The organism is Paenibacillus sp. AK002, from assembly GCF_053903045.1.
Map to the genome: position 1 here is coordinate 4,930,944 of NZ_CP096377.1, position 18,684 is coordinate 4,949,627.

23 protein-coding genes and 1 pseudogene are annotated in these 18,684 nt (G+C 47.0%); 4 read left to right on the forward strand and 20 right to left on the reverse strand.

The annotated features are described in order from the left end of the window. Positions 1–12 precede the first annotated feature (12 nt). The 9 genes from M1D70_RS21970 to M1D70_RS22010 all read right to left on the reverse strand — a co-directional run bounded on the left by M1D70_RS21970 (position 13) and on the right by M1D70_RS22010 (position 8,604). A complete protein-coding gene (locus M1D70_RS21970) occupies positions 13–591 on the reverse strand; it encodes a GNAT family N-acetyltransferase (RefSeq protein WP_009589780.1) in 579 nt (192 codons plus the stop codon). Positions 592–596: 5 nt separating this feature from the next. Further along, a complete protein-coding gene (locus M1D70_RS21975; protein WP_456287948.1) occupies positions 597–1,565 on the reverse strand; it encodes a nucleoside-triphosphatase in 969 nt (322 codons plus the stop codon). A gap of 141 nt (positions 1,566–1,706) precedes the next feature. Beyond that, positions 1,707–2,465, reverse strand: a complete 759-nt coding sequence (locus M1D70_RS21980; RefSeq protein ID WP_009589999.1) for an ABC transporter ATP-binding protein — start codon at positions 2,463–2,465, stop codon at positions 1,707–1,709. A gap of 3 nt (positions 2,466–2,468) precedes the next feature. Further along, positions 2,469–4,784, reverse strand: coding sequence for an ABC transporter permease (locus M1D70_RS21985; RefSeq protein WP_456287949.1), 2,316 nt, complete (start codon positions 4,782–4,784; stop codon positions 2,469–2,471). 118 nt (positions 4,785–4,902) lie between these two features. After that, positions 4,903–5,556, reverse strand: a complete 654-nt coding sequence (locus tag M1D70_RS21990) for a TetR/AcrR family transcriptional regulator (protein ID WP_009589926.1) — start codon at positions 5,554–5,556, stop codon at positions 4,903–4,905. A 169-nt stretch (positions 5,557–5,725) separates the two neighbouring features. Continuing rightward, positions 5,726–6,100 (reverse strand): hypothetical protein, encoded by a 375-nt coding sequence (locus M1D70_RS21995; protein WP_036671114.1) that lies wholly within the window; start codon positions 6,098–6,100, stop codon positions 5,726–5,728. Between the two features lie 133 nt (positions 6,101–6,233). Beyond that, a complete protein-coding gene (locus M1D70_RS22000) occupies positions 6,234–6,788 on the reverse strand; it encodes a GNAT family N-acetyltransferase (RefSeq protein ID WP_009589989.1) in 555 nt (184 codons plus the stop codon). Then, the gene (locus M1D70_RS22005) at positions 6,785–7,894 is read right to left on the reverse strand and encodes a sensor histidine kinase (RefSeq protein ID WP_456287950.1); all 1,110 of its coding nucleotides are present in this window, start codon (positions 7,892–7,894) and stop codon (positions 6,785–6,787) included. Before M1D70_RS22005 ends, M1D70_RS22000 begins: the two co-directional genes overlap by 4 nt. Then, positions 7,885–8,604, reverse strand: a complete 720-nt coding sequence (locus M1D70_RS22010) for a response regulator transcription factor (RefSeq protein ID WP_456287951.1) — start codon at positions 8,602–8,604, stop codon at positions 7,885–7,887. Before M1D70_RS22010 ends, M1D70_RS22005 begins: the two co-directional genes overlap by 10 nt. A gap of 192 nt (positions 8,605–8,796) precedes the next feature. On the opposite strand from M1D70_RS22010, the gene M1D70_RS22015 reads away from it, so the two are divergent. Both M1D70_RS22015 and M1D70_RS22020 read left to right on the forward strand, forming a co-directional pair. Next, positions 8,797–9,519 (forward strand): ABC transporter ATP-binding protein, encoded by a 723-nt coding sequence (locus M1D70_RS22015; RefSeq protein WP_254663999.1) that lies wholly within the window; start codon positions 8,797–8,799, stop codon positions 9,517–9,519. Continuing rightward, positions 9,512–10,210, forward strand: a pseudogene (locus tag M1D70_RS22020) (ABC transporter permease). Before M1D70_RS22015 ends, M1D70_RS22020 begins: the two are co-directional and overlap by 8 nt. A 183-nt stretch (positions 10,211–10,393) precedes the next feature. On the opposite strand, the gene M1D70_RS22025 reads toward M1D70_RS22020, so the two are convergent. Together M1D70_RS22025 and M1D70_RS22030 are read right to left on the reverse strand one after the other, a co-directional pair. Continuing rightward, positions 10,394–11,146: a hypothetical protein gene (locus tag M1D70_RS22025; RefSeq protein ID WP_456287952.1), complete on the reverse strand. Its 753-nt coding sequence runs from the start codon at positions 11,144–11,146 to the stop codon at positions 10,394–10,396. A 56-nt stretch (positions 11,147–11,202) separates the two neighbouring features. Next, positions 11,203–11,667 (reverse strand): GyrI-like domain-containing protein, encoded by a 465-nt coding sequence (locus tag M1D70_RS22030; protein WP_009589945.1) that lies wholly within the window; start codon positions 11,665–11,667, stop codon positions 11,203–11,205. 344 nt (positions 11,668–12,011) lie between these two features. Here M1D70_RS22030 and M1D70_RS22035 point away from each other — a divergent pair, with 344 nt between their 5' ends. After that, positions 12,012–12,062, forward strand: coding sequence for a putative holin-like toxin (locus tag M1D70_RS22035; RefSeq protein WP_229716897.1), 51 nt, complete (start codon positions 12,012–12,014; stop codon positions 12,060–12,062). A 197-nt stretch (positions 12,063–12,259) separates the two neighbouring features. Here the strand turns inward: M1D70_RS22035 and M1D70_RS22040 are convergent, their stop codons facing one another. Further along, entirely contained in the window at positions 12,260–13,033 is a 774-nt protein-coding gene (locus M1D70_RS22040) for an SDR family NAD(P)-dependent oxidoreductase (RefSeq protein ID WP_456287953.1), read from the reverse strand. A 53-nt stretch (positions 13,034–13,086) separates the two neighbouring features. Continuing rightward, positions 13,087–13,824 carry an SDR family NAD(P)-dependent oxidoreductase gene (locus M1D70_RS22045; protein WP_009590004.1) on the reverse strand — a complete coding sequence of 246 codons (738 nt, stop codon included), beginning with the start codon at positions 13,822–13,824 and terminating at the stop codon, positions 13,087–13,089. A gap of 196 nt (positions 13,825–14,020) precedes the next feature. Here M1D70_RS22045 and M1D70_RS22050 point away from each other — a divergent pair, with 196 nt between their 5' ends. Then, on the forward strand, positions 14,021–14,623 hold the full coding sequence (locus tag M1D70_RS22050; protein ID WP_009589778.1) for a TetR/AcrR family transcriptional regulator: 603 nt from the start codon (positions 14,021–14,023) through the stop codon (positions 14,621–14,623). A gap of 53 nt (positions 14,624–14,676) precedes the next feature. On the opposite strand, the gene M1D70_RS22055 is transcribed toward M1D70_RS22050, so the two are convergent. From M1D70_RS22055 to M1D70_RS22085, 7 genes are all read right to left on the reverse strand, one after another. Then, on the reverse strand, positions 14,677–15,324 hold the full coding sequence (locus M1D70_RS22055; protein ID WP_009590020.1) for a FusB/FusC family EF-G-binding protein: 648 nt from the start codon (positions 15,322–15,324) through the stop codon (positions 14,677–14,679). Positions 15,325–15,575: 251 nt separating this feature from the next. Further along, a complete protein-coding gene (locus tag M1D70_RS22060) occupies positions 15,576–16,034 on the reverse strand; it encodes a GyrI-like domain-containing protein (protein ID WP_456287954.1) in 459 nt (152 codons plus the stop codon). Positions 16,035–16,077: 43 nt separating this feature from the next. Continuing rightward, a complete protein-coding gene (locus tag M1D70_RS22065) occupies positions 16,078–16,839 on the reverse strand; it encodes a GNAT family N-acetyltransferase (protein ID WP_456287955.1) in 762 nt (253 codons plus the stop codon). Between the two features lie 19 nt (positions 16,840–16,858). Then, positions 16,859–17,089 carry a hypothetical protein gene (locus M1D70_RS22070; protein ID WP_456287956.1) on the reverse strand — a complete coding sequence of 77 codons (231 nt, stop codon included), beginning with the start codon at positions 17,087–17,089 and terminating at the stop codon, positions 16,859–16,861. Continuing rightward, positions 17,082–17,621: a DinB family protein gene (locus M1D70_RS22075; RefSeq protein ID WP_456287957.1), complete on the reverse strand. Its 540-nt coding sequence runs from the start codon at positions 17,619–17,621 to the stop codon at positions 17,082–17,084. Before M1D70_RS22075 ends, M1D70_RS22070 begins: the two co-directional genes overlap by 8 nt. Positions 17,622–17,648: 27 nt before the next feature. Continuing rightward, a complete protein-coding gene (locus M1D70_RS22080) occupies positions 17,649–18,056 on the reverse strand; it encodes an NUDIX hydrolase (protein ID WP_456287958.1) in 408 nt (135 codons plus the stop codon). Then, entirely contained in the window at positions 18,053–18,610 is a 558-nt protein-coding gene (locus tag M1D70_RS22085) for an HAD-IIIA family hydrolase (protein WP_456287959.1), read from the reverse strand. Before M1D70_RS22085 ends, M1D70_RS22080 begins: the two co-directional genes overlap by 4 nt. Positions 18,611–18,684 lie beyond the last annotated feature (74 nt).

Sequence of the window (18,684 nt, forward strand, 5' to 3'; positions counted from 1 at the left end):
GGCCAAGCCCCGTTAACGGATCTGGTTCTGATTCCGGTAGTCATCCACGACAATGGAATATAATTTCAGATCTTCATGTTTGCCTTTCACGAATATCGACTGTCTTATGATTCCCTCAAAGGTCATGCCGGCCTTTTCCATCACTCTGGCTGATCCTAGGTTTGACGGTAGACAGCTGGCTTCGATTCTAACCAGCTTCATTCGTTCAAATCCATAAGAGATGATGGTCCTGATCACTTCGGTCATGTAACCACGATTCCAATAATCCTTGGACAAGGCATATCCCAGTTCTGCTTTGTCATGATGAACGTTCCAAGCCATAAATCCTGAAGTTCCGATGACCCTTCCGGTTTCTTTGTCCACGATCCCCCACGGGGCCACGGCATGATGGTCGTATTTTTGCATCACCTTGTTTAGATAATGGCGGGTATCTTCCATCGTTTGATGCGTCGGCCAGGAGGTATATCTCGATACCTCATCATCTGATCCGTAACGAAAGATATCCGGCTCGTCCTCGCTTCTTAATTTTCTTAAAATCGTTCGGCCTGTTTCTAACGTTGGCAGATCCGAGAAGATATCCTCTATCCGCATGTCCCTCATCCCTCCAATGCCTTCAAAATATCCTTTATCAATAATTCCGGCATCACATCACGATTGAATTCGTTCAAGCTGATGATGCCGACTTCCTTCCGATATTTAATTGTATCTATTTCAGGGTGACTATCGACGGGTATCGTTCCTAGAACAATCCGGCGATTACTAATTATCTCTTGTACCATGCTTAGAAAAGAGGCAGACAGCATTTGCATAAATCCCAGTTCGTCAATGACGATGATTTTCTTGGAGGACAAGGCTTCCCTTAATTTATGAATAGCAAAATCCTCGAATTTCTCAACATCGACGCCGTACCTGCCAACTCGAATATGGCTGGGACTTTCCACATTCGCAATCTCTACGCTTTCTCCATCAACAGCCACGCATCTGAAACCGATTCGATCGCCTGCCTTCGTTATTTCCTCCGTATAAAAACCGCCGCAAAGATCAGGGCCGACGAGATGTATGAGTTTCTTGATCATGGTCGTTTTGCCCGTTCTCGGCTTCCCCGTGAGTAAAAATGCCGTTTTGGCATTCAGCGGTTTCCCGTCCAATCTGGACAGCAGCTTATACTGAGGGGGGGTCAAATCCCAAGTCTCATAAGGGACCGAACGCTCTGCACGGATGGCGTCCAGCGTGCGCGATTGAATGTGGGGCCTTTGTATGTATTCATCCAGGTTGGTATCTACCAAGTCTACGAATTTCGCTTCCACAATTTCTTCCGGTTGAATGGTTATTTCTCCGCTGACGTATTCCGCATGAAAAACGACGGACAACACGTGCAGCCTCTCATTGTAGTAGACTCCTGAAATGCCTAAAGGGCGTATAACCACGCCCGTCTCCTCCAGAAACTCCCGGCACACCGCTTGATCCAGCGGCTCCCCGGCATCAACGAAGCCTCCAGGGAGTTCCCACGTATCCGAACGCAAATGCGTCCGAACCATCAGCACATGTCCGTCTCTATTCTTCACTAAAGCTGAAACAGCAACCAAATGCTTTGACTGTTCAAACATCGATTAACACCGCCATTTCCATGTTTTATCTATCATTTCAATGACTGATCAAGTGAAGAATTCGTTTGAAGCGTTTTTTTATTTTTCCATCATTATACATTATATTCCGATCTCCAGCATTTTCGCCCTCACATTCTCAACCCTGCGATCCATATCCGTTCCGTCGTACTTGGGAAGCTTGAGTTCACTGACCATATTCCCGTCGCGCATAAACATAATGCGCTCCGTCCGGGCCGCCACGTTAGCGTCATGTGTTACAAGCATGACCGCCGTGCCTTCCGCGTTGATTTCGAAGAAAATGTCCATGATTTCCTGCGCGGATTTGGAGTTGAGCGCGCCCGTAGGCTCATCGCCAAAAATGATTCTCGGGCTGTTCATCAGCGCCCGGCAGATTCCCGCACGCTGAAGCTGTCCTCCCGAAACCTGAGCGATGTCTCGCTTTTCCAGCTCTGCGATTCCCACCCTGTTCATAAGAGCTCTTGCTTTTTTCGTTATGGATGCAACGTTTTTTCGTTGGTCCCGCATGGATGGAAGAATGATATTATCGAGGATATTGAGGTTTTTCAGCATCGTTGGCTGCTGGAAGACAAACCCCATATGGGTCCTCCGTATATCTGATAGCTCATTCTCCGAGGCTGCCGATAAATCCTTGCCGTCAAACAAGACCGTTCCGCCATTCACGCCATCCGTCCCGCTCAATGCAAACATGAACGTTGATTTTCCCGAACCCGAAGGCCCCATAACCGAAACGAACTCGCCCTCGTGAATGTAGGCGGACACGCCGTCCAGAACACGGCGCCGGTCATCACCTTCGCCGAAAGATTTTACGATATCATCACAGATAATCAACTTCTTCATAGGTTACTCCTTCATATGTTCGGATATTTTGATTCGTCCCGCTCCAGAAACGCCGATCACGGTTGCGATAAGCACCGAGCCGATCATCAACATGGGGCTGAACAGATACGCCGAAAGCGGATCGATCGCAAAATGAAATGTCGACGCTCCAAACGAGGAAATTGCGGCACCTGCAAGCATCTCACCGACCGTGTTGGCCAGAAGCGTTCCAACCATGATGCCGACAATCAGAACAAATACCGAACGCGAGACATACTGCACCTTCATATCCGAGTTCGTAAAGCCAAAGGCTTTCATGACGGCAATCGCATGCCGGTCCTTGGCAACCAGCATTTTCATAAACAGCAAGGTAACGAGAACCGCTATCATCAGCGCAACCGTAACGGCAGCGTTGGAGGCCGTTTTGGCGGAGCTTATGGTTGAGCCGAACGTCTGCGATACAAAGTCGTCAATGCCCGAGATCTTTGCATAATCGAACCTCTCCGCATAGGCGGAGACCTTCTCACGGACAAGCGTTTGATCGGTTAGCTCAGCGCAGACGATGCTCCACATCGTGTCCGCCGTATCATCGGTGAATACTGCCTTTGCGGTTTTGCCGCCGTTGGTAATGTCGGAGTAGATGCCGCTTACCATGAGGGCTTTCGCCTTCCCCTCGATCACCACCGTGATGACATCGCCGACCTTTTTGCCCAACTCATCGGCGTTTATCGCCGAAAGCGCAATTTCTCCTTCTGCGGGTGCTTTGCCCTTGGCATATGCTATAGGGAATACCTTATGGTCCCCAAGCTCGATTTTGATATTTTCCTCCGTCCCGTCTCCCGCTTTGATTTTGAATGTTTTGGTTGTAAGGACGGCTGTCTTTGTAATGGCAGGGTCGTTGTTCATCGTTTGTAAAATCTCGGCCGTTTTTTCCGACATTTGCCCGGTCTGCTGAATGTCAACCCGCATGTCGTAGCTCCCGATGCCCATATATTGAATAAAGCTTTTGGACGAGATCGTGTTGTGCAGGTTCTGCGGTACGATCATGATAAATGCCGAGATCACTATGACCGTCAGGCTTGTAGCGTAAAGTCTTTTCCTGGCGAGAACGTCTTTGATCCCGAGAAAAACATTGGTGCTAAACAGCCTGTTTGCGCTCAGATTAAAGCGTCCGGCGCCCGTGTTTTTCTCGGGTGAAGTGCCAAAGCGTATCGCTTCTGAAGCCGATATGGTCCGAAAGCGATTCAGAACTCTGCTTACATAGGCGATGATCGCTAGGAAGACAAGCAGTATGCCGAAGAGTCCGAACGGCAAGGCATAAGAAGCATGGCTGCTTTCTCCCATGTAGAGACGTATGTTCTCAAGAAGCAATCCTTTGAAAGGCACCGAAAGCGCAAAGCCGAGAATACTGCCTGCCGCGGTAATCGCAGCATATTTCGCGAGATAGATCTTTTTCATATCGGAAACACGCAGCCCTATCGCTTTCATGACGCCGATTTCACGATAATCGTCTTCGATTTTGGCTAAGAGGGTAAAGCGTATGCACATCAGAGATATCGCTACGACAAGAATGCTAACGAGAAGGATAACGCCGATCATCATCCCGTCGGAAAGGGCGTTCATCATTTGGAACAGCTTATAGGTAACCGTAGGTCCGTTCGCTTCAAGACCCGCGGAAGCGTAGTCTGCTTCAAATGCGCCTAGCTCCGATAAATCCTTCAGTCTGAATTCAATCAGATACTCCATACTGCCAAGATTTCTGATTTCCGCGTAATCCTTTGCGCTGACCAGAAATCGCTTGGAGGCGGAGAGCGTGGAATTCATCTGCGAATCGCGTAGGAATCCCGCAACGGTAAATGCAGTCCCGTTGATCACCGCCATGTCGCCAACCTTGGCCGTGCCGTCCCTCATATAGCTTAAGGGCACATATAATTCGCCGTCTTCTGCGTGAATGATGTTTCCATTAAGATCAAGCAGATAGTCGAATTTCTTGCTCTGTAGGCTGAATCCGTTATCCTGGACGCTATTCGCAAGCGTGTGCTCTCCTAACGTAATCCGTGCGCCGTCTATGTTGAGAAATTCAACTACCTGATAATCTTCCACATTGCCTTGCTGCTTGGCAAAGGCTGCTAGCCGCGCCGTATCAATGTCACCCGAATGCATTTGCATAAAATGCGGGGTTTTTGCCTGCATCATGAGTGTATGTACCGCTCCGGATAAATTTAAAATGAGCACGGCTGCGAGCGAAACCAGCATCGCTGCAGCCGCAACGAAGATTACGGTCATCAACGTGATCCATTTGCTTTTGGATATATCCCTTCGGATGATTCTGAAATACATAAGGCCCCCCTGTGTTCAAGCATTTTAAACGATGTCAACCATAACAGCTTACCTAAGATGATGAGGAGAAAGGACTGCTTCTCTGCCGTCGCCCCTGCTGATGAACTTTCCCGCTGATTCATGCTTGGCCGCTTTCATCTCCTCCACCAAACATCCCCATAACGTCCATCAGGCTTCCGCTTTCTGCGCCGAGCAGCCTCTCGACGTTGCAAACAAAGGCCAGAACTCGCTGCCCTCGCTCCTCGTCCGTCATCGTAACCAAATCTTCATCAAAAACGGTATTCGCATAGATCACCACCATTTCCATGCATTCATACGGGTACGGCGTGCTGAACAGCCCCTGCTCGATGCCTTCGCGGATGATGTCCGTCAGGATCGGCGGAACACCGTTAATAATGACCTTATGTATCTTTTGATGCATGAGCGCATTCTGAGGCTTGTGAATATGCTCCATGATTTCCTTGCTGCTCTCGCCATCGTCGCTTATGTTCAGCGCCATCACAACACGAATGATGCGTTCGATTACGGGTATGCGCTTGTCCAAGGCAATGGCCTGTGCCCGATCCAACAATCGGACGGCATACCGGTCAATCAGCGCATCCATGATATCCTCCTTCGACTTGAAGTGATGATACAATGTCCCGCGCGCAATGCCGACCTTTTCGAGAATATCGTTGGTGCTTGTGCCGTCAAAGCCCTTCTGACCGAAAAGGACATCCGCCGCGTCAAGGATTTCATTCTTGCGTTCCTCCGCTTTTTTTACGATTCGCATGCTCCCCCTCCTTCCCTAGACCGACTGTCTGTCGGTAATATAATATCATGCCGCGTTCCGTTGTCAATACCGTTGTTATCTGAAAAATAAAAAGCGGCTCATCCCCTAATGAGGGATGAGCCGCTTTTTGATTTGTGCTCCTGATTTTTCTAATATTGCTACTCTTATCTTATTGTCTTATGACGAGGATGTCTTGAGGCGGTCTGGCCGTGCTTTGAATTCGGGTTATTTCCGCGTCCGTAAGGTTGCGTCCAACCACAATGAACGAAGATGTCACGTTGTTGAAATTAAAGTTTTCCAAGTTCGCTACGTTTTGGCTTCCTCTAAACACACGGAACGATCCCTGAAAGTTAATTCCCGAGAACAATACAAGCGTTACTTCAGAGCGCTCCACTACATTGCGGAGCCGAAAACTCGAAAGAACGTTGTTAAACCGAAATGCTCCGAGGTCACGAACCGCAACGCCTCCTCGTCTGAAGAGAATCCGACGAACGGAAAAATTAGTACCTGACCAAAGCGCAAGACGCACATCACGATTTGCCATCTATATCACTCCTTAGCTGGGAATGATATAGTATATTGCCAGAGTTATAGAATGGTAAAAGACAATAATCCCCGTTAAATCGTTTGTTTTTCGGATGTGCCGCTGATCCAGTTTTTGATTTCAACCAGAGTCCTTAGCTATTCTCTGATAGAAACTCTTCCCTCAACAGACCATAATGCACAAGGTCTTCATATTCGTCCCACTTTTTAACATGTTGTCTTAACAGTCCTTCATACTTCATTCCTAGCTTTTGCATGACCTTACCCGAAGCAGGATTATTCCCCAAATGACGTGCAAAAATGCGGTTTAAACGCATTTCTTCAAACGCATATGTTACGATCCCTTTTGCCGCTTCCGTACAATAGCCATGATTGTTGTATTTTCTCCCAACCCAATATCCAAGCTCACCATGATCAAAATTTCGGTTGCAGCCTATACTGATTGCGCCAATTACGTAATTCTCTTCTTTATGTACAATAGCTAGCTCAAGGGATCGATCTTCATTGAAATTAGCAAGATGGGACTCTATCCATTGTTCTGCCATCCCATCCTTGTATGGGTGCGGTATATATAACGTCGTTTCTGCTATATACTTATCGCCAGCCAGTTCCTGTACAACTTTTGCATCCTCTAAACTGAACGGCCGCAAAATCAGCCTTTCTAATCGAATCGTCGGTAGTTTCTTCATCCATGTCTCCCTCCTTCTTTCGGCAATCGAATCGTAAACGTTGCTCCTTGCGAAGGCAGGCTCTCGACTGTGATGGTGCCGTTATGGGCTTGAATCAGCTTGTAGACGATGGCCATTCCCAGTCCGGTGCCCTCAGAAGCAGCATCCGTCGTGGTCCCGCGGTAATATTGCTGGAACAGATGCGCTACCGTGTCGGCCGTCATGCCTATGCCATTGTCCGTAATGCGGATGGCGGCAAACTCTTCTGCGTCCGTGATCCGGACGAAAATCTCCGTAAACTCCGGATTATGAAGTATAGAGTTCATCATGATATTTTGCAGGATGCGCTGCATGTATTTCGCATCAAAATCCACGTACATCGCAGACAAATCCGTTTGAAAATGCAAAGGGTAGTTGCTTGCCTGCGGATTGTTGCTGATATCGGCTACCACCCTTTTGGTGAACTCGACGATATCCTGATTCGCCTTCTGTAACGGCAGCGCGCCATCAGCCCGGTTGAGCTGCGTAACGAGGCTTAAATCCTGAATCAATTCCTCCATATGCTTCCCTTTATCGTCCATTTCCCGGATGAAAGAGATCGCCTCTTCCTTCGACCATTCGTACTGCTCATTCAATAAGAGAGCCGAATAGCCCTTAATATAGGTTAGAGGCGTTTTCAAATCATGGGATATCCCCGCGATCCATTCCTGTTTCGCCTGTTCGATTCGGGTTCTCTCCGCTTCGTTCGCTTGCAGGATACTGCCTAAGGACTGAAGATGCTGGAGCACCTCCTGATAGAGGCGGTAACGCATGCGCAGTTTTCCTTTTCGAATAACGATTTTGGACAAATCGGCAGGCTGCTTGTAATCATCTTTCGAAAGCTGTTGAATCCAGGTCATAATGAATCCGATCGGGCCGCCAAAATACCATCCGAACACAGCTATGCATAACAGCGTGCTGGCTCCGAAGATCACTCCTACAATAAGTCCTTCATTATCCACAGTGATATGAATACCCAGCATGGGAAGAATGCCTTCAAGCAGAATAACAAGCAGCATACCCGTTCCAAGAAGCCACAGGATGAGCCCTAACGCCAAATGTATCGTGAATCGAGTTTTTATTCGCATGCCAGTGCCTCATTTGGGGGGATGAATTTATAACCGATTCCTCTTAAATTCACAATAATTGCGGGTTTGCGGGTATCATCGCCTATCTTTTTGCGCAGCTTGGAGATATGGATCGTGACCGTTTTTTCTTCCCCGAACACGTCATTCCCCCATACCAGCTCATAAAGCTGAGCCGTTGTGAAGATATGATTCGGATGCTTGAAGAAGAAATGCAGCAGCTCCAGCTCCTTGGCCGTGCAATCTACAGGTTGGCCCTTCACGATTAACGTTGCCGATTCCGGATGATATGAGAGGTGCCCGTAATCGTATGCCGTGTTTTGTTGAAGTGCGTTCTCCATGATCCTTTGCCTGCGAAGAATCGCCTTGATTCGGGCAATGACCTCCAATGGATTAAATGGCTTTGTAATATAATCGTCCCCGCCGATGCCTAGCCCCGTTAACTTGTCGAAGTCGGTAGAGCGCGCGCTGATGAAAATGATTGGCGCATTCGTATGTTTCCGGATCTCCGTGCACAGTTCAAAACCGCTTAGATCCGGGAGCATAATATCAAGCAGGATCATGTCATATGATTTTTCTTTGACGCGCTGCAGTGCGCCTTTTCCGGATGAGACCGTGTCAATATGCGTAAAGTTTTCTTTTCGGAGCGTAATCTCCAATAACTTCAAAATACCAATCTCGTCATCGACGACCAATATGGTTGCAGATTCCATTTGCTATCCTTCCCTCGTTTCAAACTAATCCTGAACATGTATTTCTATCTTACCTTATTTAATCGTTTACGAGCTTAGGCTATGTCAAATGTTACGAGTTTTTTCCGCTCCGTTTACTTTATTTTTACTTTCGTTCCTTAAGCTAAGTGAAGCACATCAATCAGAGAGCGGGAGGAAATCAGAGTGGAAACCATGATTCAAATCCATCAAGTAAGCAAGGTATACAAGGGTACAGAAACCATTACGAACGTCAATATGAACGTCCGAAGAGGGGAAATTTACGGATTTTTGGGTCCGAACGGTGCCGGGAAAACCACCATTATGAAAATGATCTTAAACCTGGTCAAACCGTCTTCCGGTGAAATCCGAGTATTCGATCAACCGGTTCTCCCCACATCCGTTCAATACCTAAAGAGAATAGGCAGCATTATTGAATATCCCGTGTTTTACGACCGGCTTACGGCCGAAGCCAACTTGGATCTTCATTGCAGATACATCGGATATCACAATAAGCCTGCGATTAAGGAAGCGCTGGAGATCGTAGGCCTTCACGGAGTCGGGAAGAAGAAAATCCATGAATTCTCGCTAGGAATGAAGCAGCGGTTAGGGATTGCACGGGCCATTGTGACGAAACCGGACATCCTCATTCTCGATGAACCGATCAACGGACTGGATCCGATCGGAATTAAGGATATTCGGGAGCTCTTACTGCTATTCAAGAAGAACTACGGAACCACCATTCTCATATCGAGCCATATCGTGTCGGAAATCGAATCGGTTGCCGATACGATCGGCATTATTCATCAGGGGCAATTGTTAACGGAAGTAAAGATGGCGGACATCCGGGGACAGCATGCCGGGTCGTTGGAGGCGTATTTCATCAATCTCGTTCATGGAGGCAAACGCTATGCTTAAATTGATACAGCTGGAATGGCAGAAGAATAACCTGCCCGGATATTTCAAGGGAATAGCCATTTGCATTGCGGCTATTTTCGCCGCCGTTACGCTGATGGCGCTGGGTTCCAAAGGGGAAAACGAACCCATGAGTTATGCAGATTTCATATCGTTATCAGGTGTTTTGATTCGAATCACCTATATCATTTTCTCGAGCGTTATTCTGTCCCGTTTAGTGATTGACGAATACAAGAGCAGCATGATCCAAGTGTTGTTCACCTACCCGCTGCAGCGAAAGAAAATCATTTAAGCCAAGTTGACGATTGTGTTTGGGTTCTGTTTTTTCAGCATCATCATAACCACGTTCATCATCCATCTGTTAACGTACCTCTTGAATCCGATGATCGGTTTATTTGACGCGCCTATTCCTGTCGCAGCCATGATGGCCGCTGTTCCGGCCACGGTGCTAAACGCCTTTATGATGGCCGGCATCAGCCTCATTCCGTTATCGTTTGGCATGAGAAAAAAATCGGCGCCTTCCACGATTACTTCAGCTGTCATTATTGGATTCTTGATTAACGCATCGGTGTCCGACGGGGGAAGCTCGTCCAGCTTGTTCCAATTCGTCGCCATCCCGATTGTTCTCTGCCTGCTTGGCCTAATCCTTGGCTATCTTGCTTTTAACAAAGTGGATCGAACCGATGTAGCTTAAGATTGATGCAATCTTCCTTTGAAGCCAGCCTTATCGAAGAAATCGAAATCCATAAGGAAAACGAAACGGACTATTGCCGGCAAGCCCTAGCCAGGGAAAATCCCTTGGGGCCGCACGGCAATAGCTGTTTATTCCTTTTGGATGTAACGTTCTCACCAGACCTAAGGTGTTAAAAGTCCAGCGTTAAGGATGCGAAGACTTCTTCGAGTAGACTTCCAATGCCCGTATGACGACATCTTCATGGATCCCGCTCATCGTATGTATTCGTTCTGCCCATTCCCCGATATCCTTCAGCTGAGGCTCCGTTATTCTGCCTTCCTTGGAACTTAGGAAGCTTTCGTAATGATCGAATTCCCAATGGAGAACCTCTTGATCCGTAAAAATCCGCTTTTCTACAAGCGGATAGCTGAACAGGCGCTGCGTTTTTTGCCCGGCGATGATCAATGCCTCATCGGATACGGGCGTCAAGTCGAATGTTTGGCTGCTTTCCTTCCCGTTTGGTCTTCCGTAGGTTACCAAGAGACGGTTCGCTCGGGTGTTCAGTTTAATCCGTGAACCTGGAAAGAAACCATCGACAAATTCTTCCGTATACGCTTCATGACCCGGTTCCAACAAAATGGGCTCAATCCATTGATCTCCAAGATCGCAGAAATATTTATTGCCCTCTTCGTTGACGGCGACCACGGCGACATGCAAATGCTCCGTTAGCACTCCATAACAGGGGCGTTTGTTCTGTCTGAATTCATCGATTAACCAAATCGCCAAATCAAAACAATTGCCCGACGTTCCATATAATGCCCGATGCTCTTTCATGACATCCGTTGTTCGTTGTTTGCATTCAGGGTCTATTAAGCTGTGCCAGGCTTTCGTTAAGGTTTCCATCGGAAAATCGTTGAACTTCCTCCATACCTGCATGATATCTTCAGTGGCTCGCATATTCCTTCCTCCCTTCACGGCTTCTGTCATCAATGATACATGTTCGGGCATCCTTCCTATTCTTTCGGATAATAAATTTCCGTTACGCCATTCGGCTGCAAGGTGTCGTTAAAGGTTTCAAATCTTGCCTTCGCGGCATTAACGCCATATTTGCTCCGATGATCGGTTTCGCAGAAATACTGCCAGAATGAACAAATATGTTTCTCCTCAAACCGGAAAACCTCGTATTCCTCTTCCGGAAGATTCAACGATACCATGCCCTCCGGGATCTCCCCGATACGACTTACCATCAAGGCTACCGTCATCCTCGATCCGTCATCATGGATAACCATATACGTATTCGGATCCACAGTTTGATGCTGTATTTCGTCTCTTCTGGATCTAAGGGTTGCAAACAAGCGCTGTTCGTCCTCATAGGATTGCGGAAGCTCATTCTGAACGCCGATTAACCATCGGTTGCCTAAGCGTTCTCTTCGAACCGACCACAGGTCTTCCATATGGACTTGGCTGATCTCCGTCATTTCATATCCCCTTTCTAATTCCAATTAGCTGCGCATTTCAGTTTCGGGATCCTTCCATTCTGCAAAAAAGTCACACCTTCGCTTTGTTGTAGTGGGATCATTTCACATAACGTTCCCTCGTCTACGAAGTGACCCGGTCTTAGATAACTAATATCTTAGGCCGGGTCTATTGTTGTCTGATTATTCTGTTATGCCTTACTCTCTGATATTATTTATTCGTTTTTATTATTCTTCGTTATGCTATAATTTCCCTAGTACAATATACGGCTAAAAGGGCGGTCGGCTAGTCTCCCGGAAGGGAGGTGAAGCCCATGGAGGTCAAAGACGCACTTTCCTTAATGTTCATGTTCGGTATGTTCATTTTGGCGCTTCTTACCTACATGAAAAAGAAATAGACCGCCCTGCCTAAGGTAACGGTCTATTTCGACCACCACTTAGCGGCCGACTGCTCTTTATGCAGTTATTGTGCTTAGGAGTCGTGTTCCAGCACGGCTCCTTACTTATTCTTACCTCAGTATAACTCAATTTATAACGTTTTTATAGGCTCGTTTGTTTATTTTTATTAATATCTTGGCTGTCTGGTGCTGTAAACTTATTGGTTGATTTGACCGCCATCCACGGTATAAATGGATTGCGTTACATAGGACGCATCGTCGGATAGCAAGAAAACGGCTACGTTCGCTACCTCTTCCGCTTCCCCGTATCGTCCGAGCGGAACGGCGGCGCCGAATGCTTTTCTTGCACCTTCGGCATCCTCAGGAACGGTATTTTTCTCGATTTGGCGCATCATGCGGGTGTTGATCACGCCAGGCGCTACGGCATTCACTCTCACGCCGAACGGAGCCGCTTCTAGCGCAACCACTTTCGTCATGCCGATCACGGCATGCTTGGAGCTATTGTATCCGACAAATCCGGGCGAACCGATAAGACCAGCGCCGGAGGAGGTATTCACGATGCTGCCGTATCCTTGCTTTTTCATGACGGGAACCACGTATTTCAGTCCAAGGAAAGCCCCCTTGACGTTGACATTGAAGACCATTTCAAAAGTTTCGGTCGGATAGTCCTCTACATTGGCAGTGATCCCTTCGATCCCCGCATTATTGAAAAAGCCGTCGATTTTACCGAATTTCTCGACCGTTGCATCCACATACGCTTTGACTTCCTCTTCTTTGGCGACATTAGCCTGCAGCGCAATTGAGCTGGAATCGTCCAGGCCCAAATCGGAAATCACTTGTTGGACGGCTTCCAGGTTCAGATCGACCAGCGCAAGCTTGGCCCCCTGTTCCGCCAGTTTTTGGGCGGCTGCCGTTCCGATCCCGCCTGCTGCGCCAGTAATCACAATCACTTTTCCATCAAATTTGCTCATGGTGTATGCCTCCTATAAAGATGTCATGCTTCTCTGTACGTCTAATTTCCCCATTATTGGGCTGTATATCCACCGTCAACCGTCAAGGTATTCCCCGTCATGAACGAGGAGTCATCCGAAGCCATGAACAGAACAGCCTTTGCCATTTCATCGGCTTGTCCCAAACGCTTCATCGGCGTGGCCGCTGCCAACGCTTGCTTGCTCTCCTCCGGAATGATTGGTGTGTCGATAAAGCCCGGGCACAGCGCATTGATCCGAATATGGTGCTCGGCATACTCCAATGCCAGGGAACGCGTCAAGTTAATGACTCCTCCTTTAGCGGCGTTATAAGCCGCTGAACCGGGCGAGCCGACCCAACCGTACATGGATGCGGTATTAACGATCGTGCCTCCGCCTGCTTTTAACATTTCACGGATAGCTTCCCGGGCGACCAGGAATACGCCGTCCAAGTCCACGTTTACGGTGTTTCGCCACTCGGAGTACTCTAGATCGTGCGAAGAATGAACCCGCCCGATGCCGGCGTTGTTAAAAACAACATCCACTTTGCCAAAAGCTTCAGTCGCTTGCTTGAAGATATTGGCTACTTCTTCCTCACTGGTAATATTCGCTTTAACGAACAACGCCTCGTGATGAAGCGCCTTCAGTTCGGCTTCAAACGCCTTGCCTTTGTCCTCATTGAGATCAACAAGCACCACTTTGGCTCCTTCTTCAACGAAAAGACGCGCGGTCGCCGCACCGATGCCGGATGCACCACCGGTAATTACAGCAACCTTGTTTTGTAATTTTCCCATCTTGGATACCCCCGTATAATGGATTAAAATAGTACTATACTGATTACAATTAAATTAAGATATTAAATTTAGTACTATTTTGTTTACAATTCAATTGTACTATTCTGTTCACATTTAACAATCATTAACCTGTGATGAAATGTCGATTTAGTCAACACTTGGAACCAAACTGTCTTTTTTGGGAGGCGCTCTTTCCGTGAATCATGAACAAATCGTGACATCGGCACGAAGAAATCGGACGAAAGAACATCTGAAATCCGCCTTTATTCAACTTGTAAAAGAGAAGGGATATCATGCTGTAACGGTGAAAGACATCGTGGATAAGGCTGCTTATAACCGCAGCACCTTCTATGTCCATTACCAGGACAAAATCGAATTAGCCGACGATGTGCTCGCTTCCAAACTCCAGGGCTTGGAAGAATCGGTGGGCAAGCCCTACATACCGGGACACAAAGTGTATACGGCGAACCTCAACGCCCCGTCCTTTAATATCGTGGCCTACATTTACGAGCACCGCGATTTTTTTGAGCTGATCAAATACGAGGACACCTTGCCGGGATTGCATACGGAATTCCCTCAAACGATCGTAAAGATCTATCAGGAACGATTTATATTCGAAACGATTAACCAGATTCCGGTGAACATGGATTACTTCAAGCGGTACACCGCCTACGGCTTTCATGGGTTGATTCTGAACTGGATCCGAAACGATTTCAGGGAATCGCAGGAGGAATTCATTAAAGAGGTCATTGATCTAACGAGGACGCATATTTACTCGGTGGAGTATGTGAAGGAGTAATGCTGACGAAAACCTAAATAGGCTGCCTCGAAGGGCAGCCTATTTCTAATTTGTTATTTGCTGGCCGAGAGAATGAACTTCTCCAGGGCCGCCGTGTCGGTAATGCTGTGATTGCAGCCTTGGCTCTCCAGACAAACATAATGGCTTATGGCAGAAAGATTATCCGCCGAAGCACCGGACGGCTTGGTCTTGACCGAGAACAAAGCGAGCTCTTGATGCCGATTGCAGAAGAGGCAGTACCCTTTCTTGTTGGTCGGCGTGATCCTCCCCTCGATCCCGATGAAGCGTCCTTCGAACGGATATACGATAAATAACCTGTTGCTGGCAATATCCACCCAGCCCAAATAGGTTACGTATCGAAAATCGATCGAGGTCAGATCCGGTAATTTCAATTTCTTATTTTTAGGAAATAACTTCTGAATCTGTTTTGGCGTAATCGTCGGAAAAGACTCCAGATAAGGTTCCAAGTTGTTCAGATACCGCTCGAAATCCTCAGCCTTCTCGAATGTAGAGACTTCGCCCAGCATCCGCTTCTGATCCTCGGTCAGCGAAGGAAAGGCATCCATGATGTTGGCAACCGAACTGAACCTGACGGTTTCCAGAACGCGTCGATCCGCAACGGTTCGCAACGTCTTCAGAAGGAATTCCGATTGTTTTTTAATCACGTTAAACTGGTGGTTTCTAATAAATGTCGTACTCATAGCTTTCAGCCCCTTATTCTTATTCAAAGTTCAATAAGGTGCAAAGCCTGTTATTAGAAACGATAAAGTTAAGTTTGGGCGATCGAATTCATCCTATCGCACCCCACGCAAAGTATCGCCCCAGATCAGGCTTTGCATGAGGACTTCCTAGCTAATGAGCAATTCAGCATTGCCATCGGTGTAACCCCCAATCCCATTTCATACGCAAAATTATATCAGCATGTTATGGAAGGCGCAATTAGCTGTTAAATCTATTTAATGGTGTCATACAAGTCTACTTCAATATGATTGACATCCCCATGTCCCCATTCATCTGAAATCTCCAGATGCCAGGATCTTAGCAATCTTTCATGTTTATTTTCTTTTATCCTGTTGTGGAGTTCTTCATATGTATTTCTAACTTCATAATTAGGTCCCTTATGTCGTTGGACCGCATATTTTTGTTTCGGAACTACTACAGATACCATCCCTTCTGGAACTTCCGTTATGTCATTCACTTCAACACATACCCAGTAACCATCCTCCTCTTCCGTTATATCCTCAACGAAGAATGCCCCAATCAATCTTGCTGGTTGTACAACGCCAGAAATCTCATTCAGCCTTTCCTTAAGTACGACAGAAGCCTTTGGAATCTCATAGACATACTGGTCGCCAGGGCATACTACTCTTATTCCTACTAAATTCATTCTATTGAGTTCGACAATCTTCATTTGGCGTACGCCCCCTTCGATAAATATTTTTTTGAATATTCGTTTAGTTAGACTCGAAATCCCTAAAATCAACTCGCCAATCCGTCACGAACGCCGGGTAATACCCCACTCGGTAACCCACTCTTTGGGAGGCGATATTGCTAGAGATTACATCATAAGTCGGCACGCGTCCGCAATGTAATACCTCGAACGTTAATCGGTTTACAAGATAAGACGCCAATCCCATTTGGCGAAATTCAGGTAGTACCTCGATTCCGATTTGCCACATCGCGGCACACACGTTACAAGCCCCTGCCAAGCCAACAATCCTGCCATTGTACTTGGCGATTACGGCCAATACCGTCTGATACGGACGCCCCGGGTCGGTTACAATGGCATCCTCCAATCCCTCAAGCTCCATGAGCCTTGAAATCTCATTTTCCTCCACCACTTCATAGGAAAAACCGGCCGGTGGCGGCATCGGCTGGATTCTCTCTAGATCCGGGAGAAAATGCAAATAAATTCCTCTAATAAACGGCAGCGAAAACATCGTATCCCTGTCTTTCCCTTGCATAAACGTTTTGGCAATCGCCAGCCGTTCCGGCGTAGCCGACACCACAATGGATTTGCCCATCGACAAAATTTCGAAATAACGTTCATTTCTCGGATACGGTCTCCGCCCTGGATTCTCTCTGGCGTCTACAAAAATCACGCGGTCTTTTTCCCCGTTTAAGTCATCCACCGTACAATTCAGATCAATCGCCAGCTGGGTCTGCACGATATGTATCATTTCTTTATGCGTCATCATGGTTTTATGTCCTTTCATAGGGGGGAGCTAACCCAGTTTATTCATTATAGCTTTTAAAAACGCTCACGCCGGATATAATGCATACTAAGAATAATAATCCTAATCTTAACCAATCCATCAGAAGCCAGAAGTCTCCGCCATTCACAATGTCAGGGCTCAAACCGTATTCATCCACAAAAATACCCATATTCCAAAATAACTTCATCGAAATAAGCAGCGATAGCAAACTCAAGGAAAATACAAGCATGGAAATTATCCTTCTACTCATGTTCCATTCCCCTCCTTTGCTCGGAGTACCACTTTCTAAGCTGATTAATATGGGCCTGATGATAACGGTTATGGTCGGCCATATGCCACAAGCCCCAGCGAAGGGTGGCTTGCTTTTCATCCTCGTGTCCAAATGTAACGATGTGTTCCAGATCCGCATCCGTTAACTGCGAACAAACATCTTTCAGCAAATTGAATACAACTTCATATTTAGATAGGAGCGTGTCCAAAGAGATCCCTCTGACCATCGGCAGCTTGTTATGTTCATCGATCATCGGGCCGTACTCGTCCTTTAACGACGGAGACAGCGCCACTCCTTTGATCCGATAAACCCAATTCAGATCGACGTACGTGATATGTTTTATTAATTGAGCGGCGCTATTATAATGACCACCAGGTCCCTTATAATCAACCTCCTCTTGCGACATGCCCTCGGTTATGGACTTTAGCCGCTCACTGTTCTCTCTGACAGCGCCATATAACATGCCCACGATCGTTGACATATTCCCTTCACCTTGCAAATCATATAGCATCCTAACACAAACCTTTCTTGTACATTTCTAGAACTCGACATAGATCGGATGTGCTGCCGGGTTTAAACACATTTCAATTCGCTCCCGGAAGTTCATAAAGTTAACCATCTGCAGTGCTTCTTCGATTGGAAAAAAACCAGTCTCCAAACTCTCTTCGGTTATAATCGGGACTCCTCCAACGGGCTTGGCCAGAAACAATGTATTGCATATACTGTCTTTCACATTATGGAAGATGCCGCAAAATTGCATGATTTCTATATCGACCCCTGATTCTTCCTTCGTTTCCCTAATCGCAGCTTGTTCGGGAGATTCTCCGATCTCCACGACACCCCCAGGCATCTTCCATCCTCGCTGCGGTCCTTTATTGAGCAAAATCTCGTCCTTTTCATTGATTACGATGGCAGCGGCAGACACAAAATGCTTGGCTGGATTCATTTATTTACTCCCCCTTCCAATATCCATGTCACGGCTTCATTCAAGTCTGTAGCGATAAAATCAGGATACGCATCTTTCCATTTGCCGAAGTACTCGTGGTTATTATATTTTTCCAGTTCCTTGGCTCCGGCCCCCGTCATCACTAACGCTTTCTTGCAGCCGGCTTCTTTGGCAGCCACCATATCCGTCCACCTGTCCCCTATGACATAACACTTGGCTAAGTCCAGATGATTGTCTTCTGCGGCTTTTAACAGCAACCCTGCGGATGGCTTTCTACATTCACAACCCGCTCCATGCTCATGCGCACAAAGATAGATCTTGTCAAAACCAAAGGCTGACAATTCCGACTCGAATTCTCCCATCGTTGCTTCGCCACGAGCAATTCCAGGTTGATTCGTAAACGAACAAACAAGCATGCCAGCGGCTCTGAGAGATTGAATCGAATCCTTTACCTTCGGATAAAGCTCAAATTCACCGGGCAGAACAACCCGATCGGTTCCTCCAAGAGTTCCGTCCCTATCTATAAAAACCGCTTGCCTGACCAGTTCGGACAATGGCTTAGCCCCCTTAAACCAGGATTGTAATTTCATCTTTATGAATTAGAATCGGCTTTGTATATAACGTAGGA